The sequence below is a fragment of the Vibrio sp. HI00D65 genome (assembly GCF_001635455.1).
Lineage (GTDB): Bacteria > Pseudomonadota > Gammaproteobacteria > Enterobacterales > Vibrionaceae > Vibrio.
Map to the genome: position 1 here is coordinate 44,458 of NZ_LWEH01000054.1, position 14,057 is coordinate 58,514.

Below are 14,057 nucleotides of genomic sequence, written 5' to 3' on the forward strand. Positions count from 1 at the left end.
CCCTTTGTTTTTCAACCAAACCAATAAGCCGCAGTTTATTAGCAACGCACATTAGTAATGTGGTGGTGGCGTCTCTTCAGATGCGTCAGCTAAGTTCGAACCATCAATGTTCTTCACTTTACCCACTACATATTTCATTTGGTCTTGCATCTTAGTGATCAACATCTGTTGTTGGCTAAGCGCTTCATTGAGTTCTTCAATGGTTTGCTCTTGGAAAGCTAGCTGACATTCTAAGTCATTAACGCGGCTTTCTAACTGTTCAACTCGCTTTTCTGTCATCGTTCTTAATCCACATTCCAAGCTTGGGCGATGCCCGCAGAGGTGCCCGATATTACACGGTTCTTATCATCAAAGGCTGCATCATACACTACCGCACGAGGAGGGCGAGTATCTTTTAGTGGCTCTGCATCGTGTCGTGAAAGCCGTTTGCCATCCTGAGTATCCCAAACGCTCACTTGGCTGGATGGAGTGCCTGTCACTAACAGGCTGCCATCATCGGAAAAACGGGCACTGGAGAATATCAGCTGTCTCGACCAACTCTGTAGCTGAGTTTGAGGCTCTCCCGTTTTAAGATCCCAAATCATCGCTTGATTGCCACCATCAGAGGTAAAGGCTAATTCGCCATCCCGTTGTAAGGCCACGCGTACAACTCTTTGTTCATGTTCAAAGGTACGTAACACCAAGCCGGTTTCGGTGTCCCACAGGTAGGCTTTGTAGTCGTTACCGCCAGAAAGGGCATAACGACCGTTCGAAGAAAGCGCGACGGAATTAACTTTTTCTCTATGAGCAAGGAACTCCAGACGGCGTCCGGTGACTAAGTCCACATAGATGGCTTTACCATTCGATAAACCGAGCAGTACTTTTTCACCATTGCTAGAGATGTCAACATCGCGAATCAAGCCGTCAGAGATAGACCATAGTCCTTCAGCTTGGGTCCAAGATAGGTCCCAAACGGCAAAGTTCATTTGGCTGGCAGTAATGGCAAAGCGGCCACTGTCAGAGATTCGAATGCGCGATACTTGGTTTTCGGACTGATCTTGAGGGCCGAGCTGGGCCAACTCTTTGTTTTCGGCAAGGTCCCAAAGCAGCAATTGTTTCTGCTGAGAGTAAAGTAGGGCGAAGCGTCCATCTCTGCTTAAAGCAAAGCTGGTGGCGCCGCTGGGCTCTACTTCCCAACGCTGCTCATCGTCTTGGAAGAAAAAGCATCCATTTAACAAGGTGATGACAATTGCACATAGCAAGGAATGGAAAAATATTTGCATCACTTCTAATAATCCGGTTTGTGTCGAAAGACATATGACTAGTATATTGTTATAACTAACGTATTCACACCAATCTAATCATTAGATTTGTGCACAATAACCAATGGCTTGGCCATTAATTGGAGTATTCAATGAAATCAGTTTTAAAAGTATCACTGCTTGCCGCAACGGTTATGCTAGCAGTTGGTTGTCAGAAAGAAGAACCAAAGGCAGAAGCACCTCAAGTAGAAGAAGTTAAAGTAGAAGCAGTAAACTTTAAAACCGAAGATGACAAAGCGGCATACGCAATCGGTGTATCTTTCGCAAACTACCTGAGCACAAGCATTGATAAGCCAAGCGAGCTAGGTATTAACCTAGACAAAGACATAGTTCTTCAAGGTATTGAAGACGTATTTGCAGAGAAAACTGCACTTAACGAAGAAGAAACTCGTGCAGCGCTTGAAGCTCTAGACAAGCGTGTTGCTGAAACTATGCAAGCACAAGCGGCAGAGAAATCAGCGGCAACTAAGAAAGCAGGTGACGACTTCCGTGCTGAGTTCGCTAAAACTGAAGGCGTTAAGCAAACTGAATCTGGCCTACTTTACCAAGTAATGACACAAGGTGAAGGTGCTTCTCCAAAAGACACAGATACCGTTCAAGTACACTACAAAGGTACATTGACTGACGGTACTCAGTTCGACAGCTCTTACGACCGTGGCGAACCAGCAACATTCCCTCTAAACCGCGTAATCCCAGGATGGACTGAAGGCGTACAACTAATGCAAGTTGGTTCTAAGTACAAATTCGTAATCCCGCCAGAACTAGCATACGGTGAGCAAGACACACCGACTATCCCAGCTAACTCAACGCTAGTGTTCGAAGTTGAACTACTAAGCATTGATAACACTGAAGCACCTGCTGCTCAGTAATAGCTGAAAGAAATCCTGCTGTAAAAAGCGCTGATTGACTAAAAAGCCTAACTTCACGTTAGGCTTTTTTTATGATTCGAATATGAGTATTTGATTTTTAAACTTGTTCTAAATCACTAGTTGCAATGTTAGCTAGGTGTGCAATTAAAATTTTCTGATAAACTTACATAAATTTGTTGATTTTTCACACGAAGGTAAGGAATAAGTGACTACTACAGAAACAGTCAATGCAGATGTGTTACTTGAAATGGAATCAGTCAATGTCATGCCATTCAGTGAACACGATAAAATCATTCTAAGATCTTATGAAGCGGTGGTAGACGGCATTGCGAGTCTAATTGGCCCATTTTGTGAGATCGTTCTGCACTCTTTAGAAGACCTCAACACCTCTGCAATTAAAATTGCTAACGGTGAGAATACCGGGCGTCAGGTTGGCTCACCAATTACTGACCTTGCACTGAAAATGCTAAAAGATATCGAAGGTTCTAAACGTAACTTCTCACGCTCATATTTCACCCGTGCTAAAGGCGGCGTGTTGATGAAGTCGATCACTGTGGCTATCCGCAATGGTGAAGACCGAGTGATTGGCCTGCTGTGTATTAACGTGAACTTAGATGCGCCTTTCTCACAAGTGCTACAATCTTTCATGCCGACACAAGACGCAGACGAAGCTGCATCATCGGTTAATTTTGCAAGCGACGTTGAAGAACTTGTCGACCAAACGGTTGAGCGCACCATTGAAGAGATCAATGCCGACAAGTCAGTATCGAACAATACCAAGAACCGTCAAATCGTGATGGAGCTGTATGACAAAGGTATTTTTGATATCAAAGATGCGATTAACCGTGTTGCTGAGCGATTGAATATTTCCAAGCACACTGTGTACTTATATATCCGTCAGCGTAAAACAGAGGATGAAGAGGGTTGTTAAGCTATACACTCCAAGTTAATGGACCTCTCTATGGTTCACAGTCAGCAAGAAATGCTTACCAGTTTGCCGTGGCTCTGCTTCAACAGGGCTACAAACTCCACAGTGTATTCTTTTATCAAGACGGCGTAAGTAACGGCTCTGACCTTACTGTGCCAGCTAATGATGAGTTTGATTTGGCTGCGGCTTGGCAGAAATTGGCAAATGAACACAATGTGAGTCTTGAGACCTGTGTTGCGGCGGCACTAAGACGTGGCATCATCAGTTCTGAAGAAGCAGAGCAGCATCAACTTAGTGGCTCTAACTTAGCCTCTGGATTTACACAGGCTGGTTTAGGCAGCTTATCGGAAGCGCTACTCACGCAAGACAGAGTGGTACAGTTTTGAGAAAATTAGCTTTTGTATTTAATAGCTTTCCCCATACTACCGCTGCGGGCAGGGAAGGGTTAGACGCGTTATTAGCTGCGTCCGCATATAGTGAAGATATCGCCGTGTTTTTTGTTGGTGATGGTGTGACACAACTTCTCAAAGCACAGCAGCCTGAACAGACACTATCCCGTGACTACATTTCGGCGTTTAAATTGATGGAGCTCTACGACATCGAACAGGTGTACGTGTGTCAGCGAAGCCTGAGTCAGTTTGGTCTTTCAGCTGACGACTTGTTGATTGATGTCACCGTTGCTGAAGCTGATGAGTTAGCGCAGACGTTAGCTCAGTGCCAACAGATACTGACTTTCTAGGAATCGCGATGCTTCATATTGTTAAAACAGCGGATAAACTCAAGCTTGCACTCGTCTACTCTCAACCACAAGATCGGTTCTTGTTAGTTGAAGATGCAGTGTATGTTTGCCTTCCAAATCATGAGTTATTCACTCAAATCAGTGCAGTCGAGCACATGTCGGTATTAAAACCCGATCTAGAGAGTCGCGGCCTACAACAGTTGGCCTCTGAAGCCATCCCACAAATAGGCTTTGATGGCTTTGTTGAATTGACGGTTTTAAACGATAAATCAGTCACTTGGTAGTTATGTTCTATCCGTTTGGTTAAAGCTAGACCATCCTGAGCTCTAGACGGCTAAAAAAGATCTGTATATTTCTTGACACACATCCCACTGCTGAATAGAATTTTGCGTCCCTAATTGCGACATGTAGTTAGGGGTAGATTTTTCACAAAGCTTACTTTCAAGTAAATTTCAGGAGCTAGTTAATGGCAACTATTAACCAGTTGGTTCGCAAACCACGTGTAAAGCAAGTTGTTAAAAGCAACGTGCCTGCACTAGAAGCGTGCCCACAAAAACGTGGTGTATGTACTCGTGTTTACACTACTACACCTAAAAAACCTAACTCGGCACTACGTAAAGTATGTCGTGTACGTCTAACCAACGGTTTCGAAGTAACTTCGTACATCGGCGGTGAAGGCCACAACCTACAAGAGCACAGTGTTGTACTAATCCGTGGCGGTCGTGTAAAAGACCTTCCGGGTGTACGTTACCACACTGTTCGCGGCGCACTTGACTGTGCTGGCGTTAATGACCGTAAACAAGGTCGTTCTAAGTACGGTGTGAAACGTCCTAAGTCTTAATTGATTCTCTTTTTTTAAAAAGAAATCGTTAAGTAAGGCCAAACACTATTTTATTTATTATTCTGAAAAGTTTTGGAAAAAACCTGAAGAAGACAACGGAGAATATCCATGCCACGTCGTCGCGTAATAGGTCAGCGTAAGATCCTTCCAGATCCAAAGTTCAAATCTGAACTGCTGGCAAAATTCGTTAACATCCTAATGGTTGACGGAAAGAAATCTACTGCAGAAAAAATTGTTTACACTGCACTAGATGCAATGGCTGAGAAGTCTGGTAAAGACCACTTAGCTGTATTTGAAGAAGCTCTTGAAAATGTTCGCCCAGCGGTAGAAGTTAAATCTCGCCGTGTAGGTGGTTCAACTTACCAAGTACCTGTAGAAGTTCGTCCGGTTCGCCGTAACGCACTTGCTATGCGTTGGGTAGTTGAAGCTGCGCGTAAGCGTGGTGAAAAATCTATGGCTCAACGCCTAGCAGCTGAAATGCTAGACGCGTCTGAGAACAAAGGTACTGCGGTTAAGAAACGTGAAGACGTTCACCGCATGGCTGACGCAAACAAAGCGTTCGCACATTACCGTTGGTAATACCTTTTTAGTGCTGCAAGGTTCCTTGCAGCACTTCTTTAGTTCCTATGCTTATGCTAGGAACTATTGCTATTTCTAGGGCTGGTAATTTTTATCCTAGGTATAGCAATAGTCCCTAAGTCTCTAATAAGAGGATTCAACCGTGGCTCGTAAAACTCCTATTGAGCAGTACCGTAACATTGGTATCGTTGCTCACGTAGATGCAGGTAAAACAACCACAAGTGAACGTATTCTGTTCTATACCGGTCTTTCTCACAAAATCGGCGAAGTTCACGATGGTGCAGCAACCATGGACTGGATGGAGCAAGAGCAAGAGCGCGGTATTACGATCACTTCAGCAGCAACCACTACGTTCTGGCGTGGTATGGAAGCGCAATTCCCAGATCACCGTATCAACATCATCGACACTCCTGGACACGTTGACTTCACTATCGAAGTAGAACGTTCTCTACGTGTACTTGATGGTGCGGTTGTTGTGTTCTGTGGTTCCTCTGGTGTTGAGCCTCAATCAGAGACAGTTTGGCGTCAAGCTGATAAGTACCAAGTTCCTCGTATGGTTTTCGTTAACAAAATGGACCGTACTGGCGCAGACTTCTTACGCGTTATCGAGCAGATCAAGGACCGCCTTGGTGCGACTCCTGTTCCGATTCAACTGAACATTGGCGCTGAAGAAAATTTCCAAGGTGTTGTCGATCTTATCAAGATGAAGGCAATCAACTGGAACGAAGCTGACCAGGGCATGACTTTTACGTACGAAGACATTCCAGCAGACATGCAAGAAATGGCTGAAGAATATCGTACAGAACTTGTTGAAGCAGCGGCAGAAGCCTCTGAAGAGCTAATGGATAAGTACCTTGAAGAAGGTGAACTGACAGAAGCTGAAATCAAACAAGGTCTTCGTACTCGTACCCTTAACAATGAAATCGTACTAGCAACTTGTGGTAGTGCATTTAAAAACAAAGGTGTACAAGCTGTTCTAGATGCAGTGGTTGATTTCCTTCCTTCTCCAGTTGATGTACCTGCAATTAAAGGTATCGATGAAGATGAGAATGAAGCAGAGCGTCACGCGGACGACAAAGAACCGTTCTCAGCGCTAGCATTCAAGATCGCAACAGACCCATTCGTTGGTACTCTAACTTTCATTCGTGTTTACTCTGGTGTTGTTGAAAGCGGTAAAACAGCTTACAACTCTGTGAAGAAACAACGTGAACGTTTAGGTCGCATTGTACAAATGCACTCAAACAAGCGTGAAGAAGTAAAAGAAGTACGAGCTGGTGACATCGCCGCTATTATCGGTCTAAAAGATGTGACCACTGGTGAAACTCTGTGTGACCAGAACCATAAGATCGTTCTAGAGCGCATGGAATTCCCAGACCCAGTTATTCAGATCGTTGTAGAGCCAAGCTCACAAGCCGATCAAGACAAAATGACAATCGCTCTAGCTAAGCTGGCAGCAGAAGACCCATCGTTCCGCGTCGATATGGATGACGAAACAGGCCAGACTCTGATTTCTGGTATGGGTGAACTACACTTAGATATCATCGTTGACCGTATGAAGCGTGAATTTAGCGTGAACTGCAACGTTGGTAACCCGCAAGTGGCTTACCGTGAAACAATTCGTGGTACAGCGAAAGCGGAAGGTAAATTTATCCGTGAACACGGTGGTAAAGGTCAATACGGTCATGTTTGGCTGAAACTGGAACCATCAGAGCTTGGTGAAGGCTTTGTCTTCGTGGATGAAATTGCCGATGGTACGGTACCTAAAGAGTTTATCACTTCAGTAGCTAAAGGTGTTGAAGAGCAGATGAACAATGGTGTGCTTGCTGGCTATCCAGTTCTGGATATCAAAGCTACACTATACGACGGTTCTTACCATGAAACAGATTCAAGTGAGATGGCGTTTACAATCGCTGCCTCTATGGCTTTCAGAACAGGTGCACTTGAAGCGCAACCAGTTCTGCTTGAGCCTATGATGAAAGTTGAAGTAACTACTCCAGAAGACTGGATGGGTGACGTTGTTGGCGATATTAACCGTCGTCGCGGCATCATCGAAGGTATGGACGAGGGTACAGCTGGCCTGAAGATAATTCGTGCACAAGTTCCGTTGTCTGTCATGTTCGGTTACTCAACTGATTTACGTTCTGCGACACAAGGTCGTGCTTCTTACTCTATGGAGTTTAGTGAGTACGCTGAAGTGCCTAACAATGTTGCAAAAGCAATCATTGCAGAGCGTGGTTAAACAATAGGGCTGCATTTTTTCATTTTTTTGAAAGATCTAATGCGTCCAAATATTGCGCTAACGAGAGTTGGCGCATAAAATAGCAATTTCTGGCGCGTCTCGACCAATAATGGTCGTGGCGAATCATAACTAGGAAGGAACACGATCGTGTCTAAAGAAAAATTTGAACGTACGAAACCGCACGTAAACGTTGGTACTATCGGCCACGTTGACCACGGTAAAACAACTCTAACTGCTGCTATCTGTACTACACTTTCTAAAGTGTACGGTGGTGAAGCGAAAGACTTCGCATCTATCGATAACGCTCCAGAAGAGCGTGAGCGCGGTATCACAATCGCAACTTCTCACGTTGAGTACGACACTCCAACTCGTCACTACGCACACGTAGACTGTCCAGGACACGCGGATTATGTTAAAAACATGATCACTGGTGCTGCGCAAATGGACGGTGGTATCCTAGTTGTTGCTGCGACTGACGGCCCAATGCCTCAAACTCGTGAGCACATCCTACTTGGTCGTCAAGTTGGTATCCCTTACATCATCGTATTCATGAACAAATGTGACATGGTTGATGACGAAGAGCTACTTGAGCTAGTAGAAATGGAAGTTCGTGAACTTCTTTCTGAGTACGACTTCCCAGGTGATGACCTACCAGTTATCCAAGGTTCTGCACTTGGCGCACTAAACGGCGAGAAGCAGTGGGAAGACAAGATCGTTGAGCTTGCAGAAGCACTAGATTCTTACATCCCTGAGCCAGAGCGTGCAGTTGACCAACCGTTCCTACTACCAATCGAAGACGTGTTCTCGATCCAAGGTCGTGGTACTGTTGTAACTGGTCGTATCGAGCGTGGTATCCTACGTGTAGGTGACGAAGTAGAAATCGTTGGTATCAAAGAGACTACTCTTACTACTTGTACTGGTGTTGAAATGTTCCGTAAGCTGCTTGACGAAGGTCGTGCAGGTGAGAACGTTGGTGCACTTCTACGTGGTACTAAGCGTGACGAAGTTGAACGTGGCCAAGTATTATCTGCTAAAGGTTCTATCAACCCACACACTAAGTTCGAGTCTGAAGTATACGTACTTTCTAAAGACGAAGGCGGCCGTCACACTCCTTTCTTCAAAGGTTACCGTCCACAGTTCTACTTCCGTACAACTGACGTAACAGGCGACATCACTCTACCAGAAGGCGTAGAAATGGTAATGCCAGGTGACAACGTTCAAATGACTGTTGAGCTAATCGCTCCAATCGCAATGGACGAAGGCCTACGTTTCGCTATCCGTGAAGGTGGCCGTACTGTAGGTGCTGGTGTTGTAGCTAAAATCTTCGCTTAATAGCATTTAGATTTTTGCACTCTCTTCATTAGAAGAGCACGCATCAAAAAAGGGGAGCTTCGGCTTCCCTTTTTTATTTTGATTATAAGGGAAATCCCCAGCACGTAATATCTGCAGTCTATATTCCGATTTAAATACAGTTATTTACTTAGGTGCTTAAGTCACGTACCTAAACTCTCTTCCCTTCAAAGCCCGTTAACCTCTCTTTTCGACAAAACACTATAACCAATCGATATAAACATATGGTCATTCTGATTGGTAATAAGAATGATTCCTTTTTGTATTTAACTCAAGTCAAGGGGGTGGGTTTTACTATGTACGTTTGTTTATGCCATGGGGTCTCGGACAAGAAAATCCGCAAGTTGGTATTAGAAGAGGGTATCACTGACATAAAAGGAATTAAAAATTGTACAGCACTTGGCAGTCAATGCGGAAAGTGTGTACGTTCGGCAAAAGAAGTCATTAACGACACCGCCAAAGACCTGTTCAAGCAGGCAAGCTAATTCTGCTCAAAGAGCAGTAGCTTTTTTGACACTTCTTAATTTGGTTCTACAGTTAGAAGAGCCAAAGTGTAGGGCTATGTCATGAAAGGCGATCCAATCATCATTCAACATCTCAATAAAATTCTTGGTAATGAACTTGTCGCAACAAATCAGTACTTTCTGCATGCGCGCATGTATAAAAACTGGGGCTTACAGCATCTAGCCGACAAGGAGTATCATGAATCCATCGACGAAATGAAACATGCCGACCATCTGATTGAACGAATCTTGTTTCTCGAAGGGCTACCCAATCTACAAGATTTAGGCAAACTTAAAATCGGCGAAGATACTCAGGAAATGCTGGAGTGTGACTTATCGTTAGAGATGGAAGCCATTCATGATCTGAAAAACGCCATTGCTTATGCAGAAGATATCCATGATTATGTGTCACGAGATCTGTTTCTTGAGATTTTGGAAGATGAAGAAGAACATGTTGATTGGTTAGAAACCCAACTTGGCCTCATCAAAATGACGGGTATTCAGAATTACCTACAAGCTCAATATGTCGACGAAGACGAAGGCTAAAATATATCGATAACAGGGGTAGCTTCTCAGGCGCATCTTAGTGGCTACCTTGCATTTCTTTTCCAGGCGATAGGGCACTACCAAGAACTAAAAAACCTCAAATTACTCCTCTCAATAGATTCTGCGATTATTTTTCAAACACAGCTTGCAAGTTAAAGTGTGATCTGTATAATGCCTCGCACTGGCTTAAGCTGGTTGTGAACCAATGAGCACTGAGGAGTAGGTCTTACCTAGTAATGTATACTCAGCTTATGTTCGCGGTTAATAAAAATAGTAAGGCTTGTCTTTACTTCAAAAGTTAACTGACAATGCGTCCTAATTTTGGATGCTACGGTTTCACATAAATCAATCGGCATTCTCTCGTTTTATCGAGTTTGAGTGGCGATATTGTTTGTGTAATTTTTAATAATTGGAGCTCTGTCTCATGCAGAACCAACGTATTCGTATCCGCCTTAAAGCGTTTGATTACAAGCTAATCGATGCTTCAACTGCGGAAATCGTTGAAACAGCAAAACGTACTGGCGCACAGGTTCGTGGTCCTATTCCACTACCTACTCGTAAAGAGCGTTTCACTGTTCTTACCTCTCCACACGTCAACAAAGATGCACGTGACCAGTACGAAATCCGTACTCACAAGCGTTTGATCGACATCGTTGAGCCAACAGACAAAACTGTTGATGCTCTAATGCGTCTTGATCTTGCAGCTGGCGTTGATGTTCAAATCAGCCTAGGTTAAGGGAGATAAGAATAATGATTGGTCTAGTCGGACGTAAAGTGGGTATGACCCGCGTATTTACTGAAGAAGGCGTTTCTATCCCAGTAACTGTTGTTGAGGTTGAAGCGAACCGTATTTCTCAAGTTAAAACTCTAGAGAACGACGGCTACGCTGCAATCCAAGTAACTACTGGTACTAAGAAAGCTAACCGTGTAACTAAACCTGAAGCTGGTCACTTCGCGAAAGCGGGTGTAGAAGCAGGTCGCGGTCTTTGGGAATTCCGTTTAGAAAACGGCGAAGAGTTTGAAGTTGGCGCTGAGCTAAACGTAGAACTTTTCAACGAAATTAAAAAAGTAGACGTTACTGGTACATCTAAAGGTAAAGGCTTCCAAGGCGCTGTTAAGCGTTGGAACTTCTCTACTCAAGATATGACTCACGGTAACTCTTTGTCTCACCGTGCACCGGGTTCAATTGGCCAATGTCAAACTCCAGGTCGCGTGTTTAAAGGCAAGAAAATGGCAGGTCACATGGGTGCTGAGCGTGTAACGACTCAAAACCTAGAGATCGTACGTGTTGACGCTGAGCGCAATCTGCTTCTTATTAAAGGTGCAGTACCAGGCTCAACAGGCGGCAACGTGATCGTAAAACCTGCTGTTAAAGCATAACGTCTAGGAGTAAGTAATGGAATTGATGGTTAAAGGTGCTGATGCACTAACTGTTTCCGAGACTACTTTCGGACGTGACTTCAACGAAGCTCTTGTACACCAAGTAGTTGTTGCATATGCAGCAGGTGCTCGTCAAGGTACTCGTGCTCAAAAGACTCGTTCTGAAGTATCTGGCGGTGGCGCTAAGCCATGGCGTCAAAAAGGTACTGGCCGCGCACGTGCTGGTACAATTCGTAGCCCAATCTGGCGTACAGGTGGTGTTACTTTTGCTGCGAAACCACAAGATCACAGCCAAAAAGTAAACAAGAAAATGTACCGCGGTGCTATGAAGAGCATTCTTTCTGAGCTTGTTCGTCAAGAGCGTCTAATCGTTGTTGATAACTTCTCAGTAGAAGCACCAAAAACAAAAGAACTTGTAGCTAAGCTTAAAGAGCTTGAGCTAAGCGACGTTCTGATTGTTACTGGCGAAGTAGATGAAAATCTATTCTTAGCTGCTCGTAACCTATACAAAGTTGATGCACGTGACGTTGCTGGTGTTGATCCAGTATCTCTAATTGCATTCGACAAGGTTCTAATGACTGCTGACGCAGTTAAGCAAGTTGAGGAGATGCTAGCATGATCACTGAAGAGCGTATCTTAAAAGTTCTACGTGCTCCGCACATCTCTGAAAAAGCAACTATGGCAGCTGAGAAAGCGAACACTATCGTTTTCAAAGTAGCTAAAGATGCAACTAAGAAAGAGATCAAAGCAGCTGTAGAAAAGCTATTTGAAGTTGAAGTTAAGTCTGTAAATACTCTTGTTCAAAAGGGTAAGACCAAACGTCAAGGTATGCGTGAAGGCCGTCGTTCAGACGTTAAGAAAGCCTACGTTACTTTGAAAGAAGGTCAAGATCTTGACTTCGTTGGCGGCGCGGAATAACAGGAGTAGTTAAAAATGGCTATTGTTAAATGTAAGCCGACTTCCCCTGGTCGTCGTCACGTCGTTAAAGTTGTTAACGCTGACCTACACAAGGGTAAGCCATACGCACCTCTTCTAGAGAAAAACTCTAAGAACGGTGGTCGTAACAACAACGGTCGTATCACAGTACGTCACATCGGCGGTGGTCACAAGCACCACTACCGTGTAATTGACTTCAAACGTACTAAAGATGGCATCCCAGCGAAAGTTGAGCGTCTAGAATACGATCCAAACCGTAGCGCTAACATCGCTCTAGTTCTGTACGCAGACGGTGAGCGTCGTTACATCATTGCACCAAAAGGCATTCAAGCCGGTGACCAGATCCAATCTGGTGTTGATGCGCCAATCAAAGCAGGTAACACTCTGCCGATGCGCAACATCCCAGTAGGTTCTACTGTACACTGTGTTGAACTTAAGCCTGGTAAGGGTGCTCAACTAGCTCGTTCGGCTGGTGCTTATGCTCAAATCGTTGCTCGCGACGGTGCATACATCACTATCCGTCTACGTTCTGGTGAAATGCGCAAAGTACTTTCTGAAGGTCGTGCAACGATCGGTGAAGTTGGTAACTCTGAGCATATGCTACGTGAACTTGGTAAAGCTGGTGCTTCACGCTGGCGCGGCGTACGTCCAACCGTACGTGGTGTAGTAATGAACCCGGTGGATCACCCACACGGTGGTGGTGAAGGCCGCACATCTGGTGGTCGTCACCCAGTTTCTCCTTGGGGCGTTCCTACTAAGGGCTTCAAGACTCGTAAGAACAAGCGCACTGACAAGTACATCGTACGTCGTCGCACTAAATAATTTATAAAGAGGAATCGCCATGCCACGTTCTCTCAAGAAAGGTCCTTTTATTGACCTACACTTGCTGAAGAAGGTAGAGAAAGCGGTGGAAAGCGGAGACAAAAAGCCTATTAAGACTTGGTCCCGTCGCTCAATGATCATCCCAACAATGATTGGTTTGACCATCGCTGTCCATAATGGTCGTCAGCACGTTCCAGTTTTCGTTACCGAAGAAATGATCGGTCACAAACTGGGCGAATTTGCACCAACTCGTACTTATCGCGGTCATGCTGCAGATAAGAAAGCTAAGAAGAAGTAAGGAGTAGATGATGGAAGCTTTAGCTAAACATAACTTTGCTCGTATTTCTCCACAGAAAGCTCGCTTAGTTGCAGACCAAATTCGCGGTAAGTCGGTAGACCAAGCTCTAGAAATTCTAACTTTCAGCAACAAAAAAGCTGCTGTTCTAGTTAAGAAAGTTCTAGAGTCAGCTATCGCTAACGCGGAACATAACGAAGGTGCAGATATCGACGATCTAAATGTCGCTAAAATCTTCGTAGATGAGGGCCCTATCATGAAGCGTATTATGCCTCGTGCTAAAGGTCGTGCGGATCGTATCTTGAAGCGTTCAAGCCACATCACTATTGTTGTAGCAGATCGCTAAAGACTAGGAGAGTAAGCAATGGGTCAGAAAGTACATCCTAATGGTATTCGTCTTGGCATCGTTAAGCCTTGGAATGCTACATGGTTTGCTAATACCAAAGATTTCGCTGACAACCTAGACGGCGACTTCAAGGTACGTCAGTTCCTTACAAAGGAACTACAAAAAGCATCACTATCTCGTATCGTTATCGAGCGTCCAGCTAAGAGCATCCGTGTGACAATTCACACTGCTCGTCCTGGCGTTGTTATCGGTAAGAAAGGTGAAGACGTAGAGAAGCTACGCGCAGCTGTAGCTAAAATCGCAGGTGTACCAGCGCAAATCAATATCGCTGAAGTACGTAAGCCTGAGTTAGATGGTCAGCTTGTAGCTGATAGCATCGCGTC

The 14,057-nt window shown here is 44.6% G+C and carries 21 protein-coding genes; 19 read left to right on the top strand and 2 right to left on the bottom strand.

All coding sequences use genetic code 11. The features are described 5' to 3' along the window. Positions 1-51: 51 nt before the first annotated feature. The gene (locus A3712_RS07175; protein WP_004737187.1) at positions 52-279 is read right to left on the bottom strand and encodes a SlyX family protein; all 228 of its coding nucleotides are present in this window, start codon (positions 277-279) and stop codon (positions 52-54) included. A gap of 5 nt (positions 280-284) precedes the next feature. Continuing rightward, a complete protein-coding gene (locus A3712_RS07180; RefSeq protein ID WP_063522882.1) occupies positions 285-1,262 on the bottom strand; it encodes a WD40 repeat domain-containing protein in 978 nt (325 codons plus the stop codon). Between the two features lie 131 nt (positions 1,263-1,393). Here A3712_RS07180 and fkpA point away from each other — a divergent pair, with 131 nt between their 5' ends. The 19 genes from fkpA to rpsC all read left to right on the top strand — a co-directional run. Continuing rightward, complete coding sequence (fkpA, locus tag A3712_RS07185) at positions 1,394-2,170, top strand: FKBP-type peptidyl-prolyl cis-trans isomerase (protein ID WP_063522883.1); 777 nt, start codon at positions 1,394-1,396, stop codon at positions 2,168-2,170. Positions 2,171-2,375: 205 nt separating this feature from the next. After that, complete coding sequence (locus A3712_RS07190; protein WP_004737190.1) at positions 2,376-3,101, top strand: helix-turn-helix transcriptional regulator; 726 nt, start codon at positions 2,376-2,378, stop codon at positions 3,099-3,101. Further along, positions 3,095-3,484, top strand: a complete 390-nt coding sequence (gene tusD, locus A3712_RS07195; RefSeq protein ID WP_063522884.1) for a sulfurtransferase complex subunit TusD — start codon at positions 3,095-3,097, stop codon at positions 3,482-3,484. Before A3712_RS07190 ends, tusD begins: the two co-directional genes overlap by 7 nt. After that, positions 3,481-3,837 carry a sulfurtransferase complex subunit TusC gene (tusC, locus tag A3712_RS07200; protein ID WP_063522885.1) on the top strand — a complete coding sequence of 119 codons (357 nt, stop codon included), beginning with the start codon at positions 3,481-3,483 and terminating at the stop codon, positions 3,835-3,837. Before tusD ends, tusC begins: the two co-directional genes overlap by 4 nt. Positions 3,838-3,845: 8 nt before the next feature. Then, positions 3,846-4,121: a sulfurtransferase complex subunit TusB gene (gene tusB, locus A3712_RS07205; RefSeq protein WP_063522886.1), complete on the top strand. Its 276-nt coding sequence runs from the start codon at positions 3,846-3,848 to the stop codon at positions 4,119-4,121. 182 nt (positions 4,122-4,303) lie between these two features. Beyond that, on the top strand, positions 4,304-4,678 hold the full coding sequence (gene rpsL, locus A3712_RS07210) for a 30S ribosomal protein S12 (protein ID WP_004737194.1): 375 nt from the start codon (positions 4,304-4,306) through the stop codon (positions 4,676-4,678). Positions 4,679-4,786: 108 nt separating this feature from the next. Then, positions 4,787-5,257: a 30S ribosomal protein S7 gene (rpsG, locus tag A3712_RS07215; RefSeq protein WP_004737195.1), complete on the top strand. Its 471-nt coding sequence runs from the start codon at positions 4,787-4,789 to the stop codon at positions 5,255-5,257. 142 nt (positions 5,258-5,399) lie between these two features. Further along, positions 5,400-7,496, top strand: a complete 2,097-nt coding sequence (gene fusA / locus A3712_RS07220) for an elongation factor G (RefSeq protein ID WP_063522887.1) — start codon at positions 5,400-5,402, stop codon at positions 7,494-7,496. Positions 7,497-7,643: 147 nt separating this feature from the next. Further along, complete coding sequence (tuf, locus tag A3712_RS07225; RefSeq protein ID WP_063522888.1) at positions 7,644-8,828, top strand: elongation factor Tu; 1,185 nt, start codon at positions 7,644-7,646, stop codon at positions 8,826-8,828. Positions 8,829-9,142: 314 nt separating this feature from the next. After that, positions 9,143-9,331: a (2Fe-2S)-binding protein gene (locus tag A3712_RS07230; protein WP_063522893.1), complete on the top strand. Its 189-nt coding sequence runs from the start codon at positions 9,143-9,145 to the stop codon at positions 9,329-9,331. A gap of 81 nt (positions 9,332-9,412) precedes the next feature. Beyond that, positions 9,413-9,895, top strand: a complete 483-nt coding sequence (bfr, locus tag A3712_RS07235) for a bacterioferritin (protein WP_063522889.1) — start codon at positions 9,413-9,415, stop codon at positions 9,893-9,895. 424 nt (positions 9,896-10,319) lie between these two features. Beyond that, positions 10,320-10,631 (top strand): 30S ribosomal protein S10, encoded by a 312-nt coding sequence (rpsJ, locus tag A3712_RS07240; RefSeq protein WP_004736761.1) that lies wholly within the window; start codon positions 10,320-10,322, stop codon positions 10,629-10,631. Between the two features lie 14 nt (positions 10,632-10,645). Then, positions 10,646-11,275, top strand: coding sequence for a 50S ribosomal protein L3 (gene rplC, locus A3712_RS07245; protein ID WP_063522890.1), 630 nt, complete (start codon positions 10,646-10,648; stop codon positions 11,273-11,275). 16 nt (positions 11,276-11,291) lie between these two features. Continuing rightward, positions 11,292-11,894: a 50S ribosomal protein L4 gene (gene rplD, locus A3712_RS07250; RefSeq protein ID WP_004738803.1), complete on the top strand. Its 603-nt coding sequence runs from the start codon at positions 11,292-11,294 to the stop codon at positions 11,892-11,894. Next, a complete protein-coding gene (gene rplW / locus A3712_RS07255; protein ID WP_004738802.1) occupies positions 11,891-12,193 on the top strand; it encodes a 50S ribosomal protein L23 in 303 nt (100 codons plus the stop codon). Before rplD ends, rplW begins: the two co-directional genes overlap by 4 nt. A 15-nt stretch (positions 12,194-12,208) precedes the next feature. Then, entirely contained in the window at positions 12,209-13,033 is an 825-nt protein-coding gene (rplB, locus tag A3712_RS07260; RefSeq protein WP_004738800.1) for a 50S ribosomal protein L2, read from the top strand. A gap of 19 nt (positions 13,034-13,052) precedes the next feature. Further along, a complete protein-coding gene (rpsS, locus tag A3712_RS07265; protein WP_004736729.1) occupies positions 13,053-13,331 on the top strand; it encodes a 30S ribosomal protein S19 in 279 nt (92 codons plus the stop codon). Positions 13,332-13,341: 10 nt separating this feature from the next. Continuing rightward, entirely contained in the window at positions 13,342-13,674 is a 333-nt protein-coding gene (gene rplV / locus A3712_RS07270; RefSeq protein WP_004736732.1) for a 50S ribosomal protein L22, read from the top strand. Positions 13,675-13,692: 18 nt separating this feature from the next. After that, positions 13,693-14,057: 30S ribosomal protein S3 (gene rpsC, locus A3712_RS07275; protein WP_063522891.1), on the top strand; the 365-nt coding region annotated here is incomplete at its 3' end.

Coding starts and splice junctions, on each gene's coding strand:
- A3712_RS07230 (WP_063522893.1), top strand. CDS start 9,143: ATGTACGTTTGTTTATGCCATGGGGTCTCGGACAAGAAAATCCGCAAG.
- bfr (WP_063522889.1), top strand. CDS start 9,413: ATGAAAGGCGATCCAATCATCATTCAACATCTCAATAAAATTCTTGGT.
- fkpA (WP_063522883.1), top strand. CDS start 1,394: ATGAAATCAGTTTTAAAAGTATCACTGCTTGCCGCAACGGTTATGCTA.
- rpsJ (WP_004736761.1), top strand. CDS start 10,320: ATGCAGAACCAACGTATTCGTATCCGCCTTAAAGCGTTTGATTACAAG.
- rpsL (WP_004737194.1), top strand. CDS start 4,304: ATGGCAACTATTAACCAGTTGGTTCGCAAACCACGTGTAAAGCAAGTT.
- rplV (WP_004736732.1), top strand. CDS start 13,342: ATGGAAGCTTTAGCTAAACATAACTTTGCTCGTATTTCTCCACAGAAA.
- rplD (WP_004738803.1), top strand. CDS start 11,292: ATGGAATTGATGGTTAAAGGTGCTGATGCACTAACTGTTTCCGAGACT.
- rplC (WP_063522890.1), top strand. CDS start 10,646: ATGATTGGTCTAGTCGGACGTAAAGTGGGTATGACCCGCGTATTTACT.
- rpsG (WP_004737195.1), top strand. CDS start 4,787: ATGCCACGTCGTCGCGTAATAGGTCAGCGTAAGATCCTTCCAGATCCA.
- rplW (WP_004738802.1), top strand. CDS start 11,891: ATGATCACTGAAGAGCGTATCTTAAAAGTTCTACGTGCTCCGCACATC.
- tusB (WP_063522886.1), top strand. CDS start 3,846: ATGCTTCATATTGTTAAAACAGCGGATAAACTCAAGCTTGCACTCGTC.
- rpsS (WP_004736729.1), top strand. CDS start 13,053: ATGCCACGTTCTCTCAAGAAAGGTCCTTTTATTGACCTACACTTGCTG.
- A3712_RS07175 (WP_004737187.1), bottom strand. CDS start 279: ATGACAGAAAAGCGAGTTGAACAGTTAGAAAGCCGCGTTAATGACTTA.
- rplB (WP_004738800.1), top strand. CDS start 12,209: ATGGCTATTGTTAAATGTAAGCCGACTTCCCCTGGTCGTCGTCACGTC.
- A3712_RS07180 (WP_063522882.1), bottom strand. CDS start 1,262: ATGCAAATATTTTTCCATTCCTTGCTATGTGCAATTGTCATCACCTTG.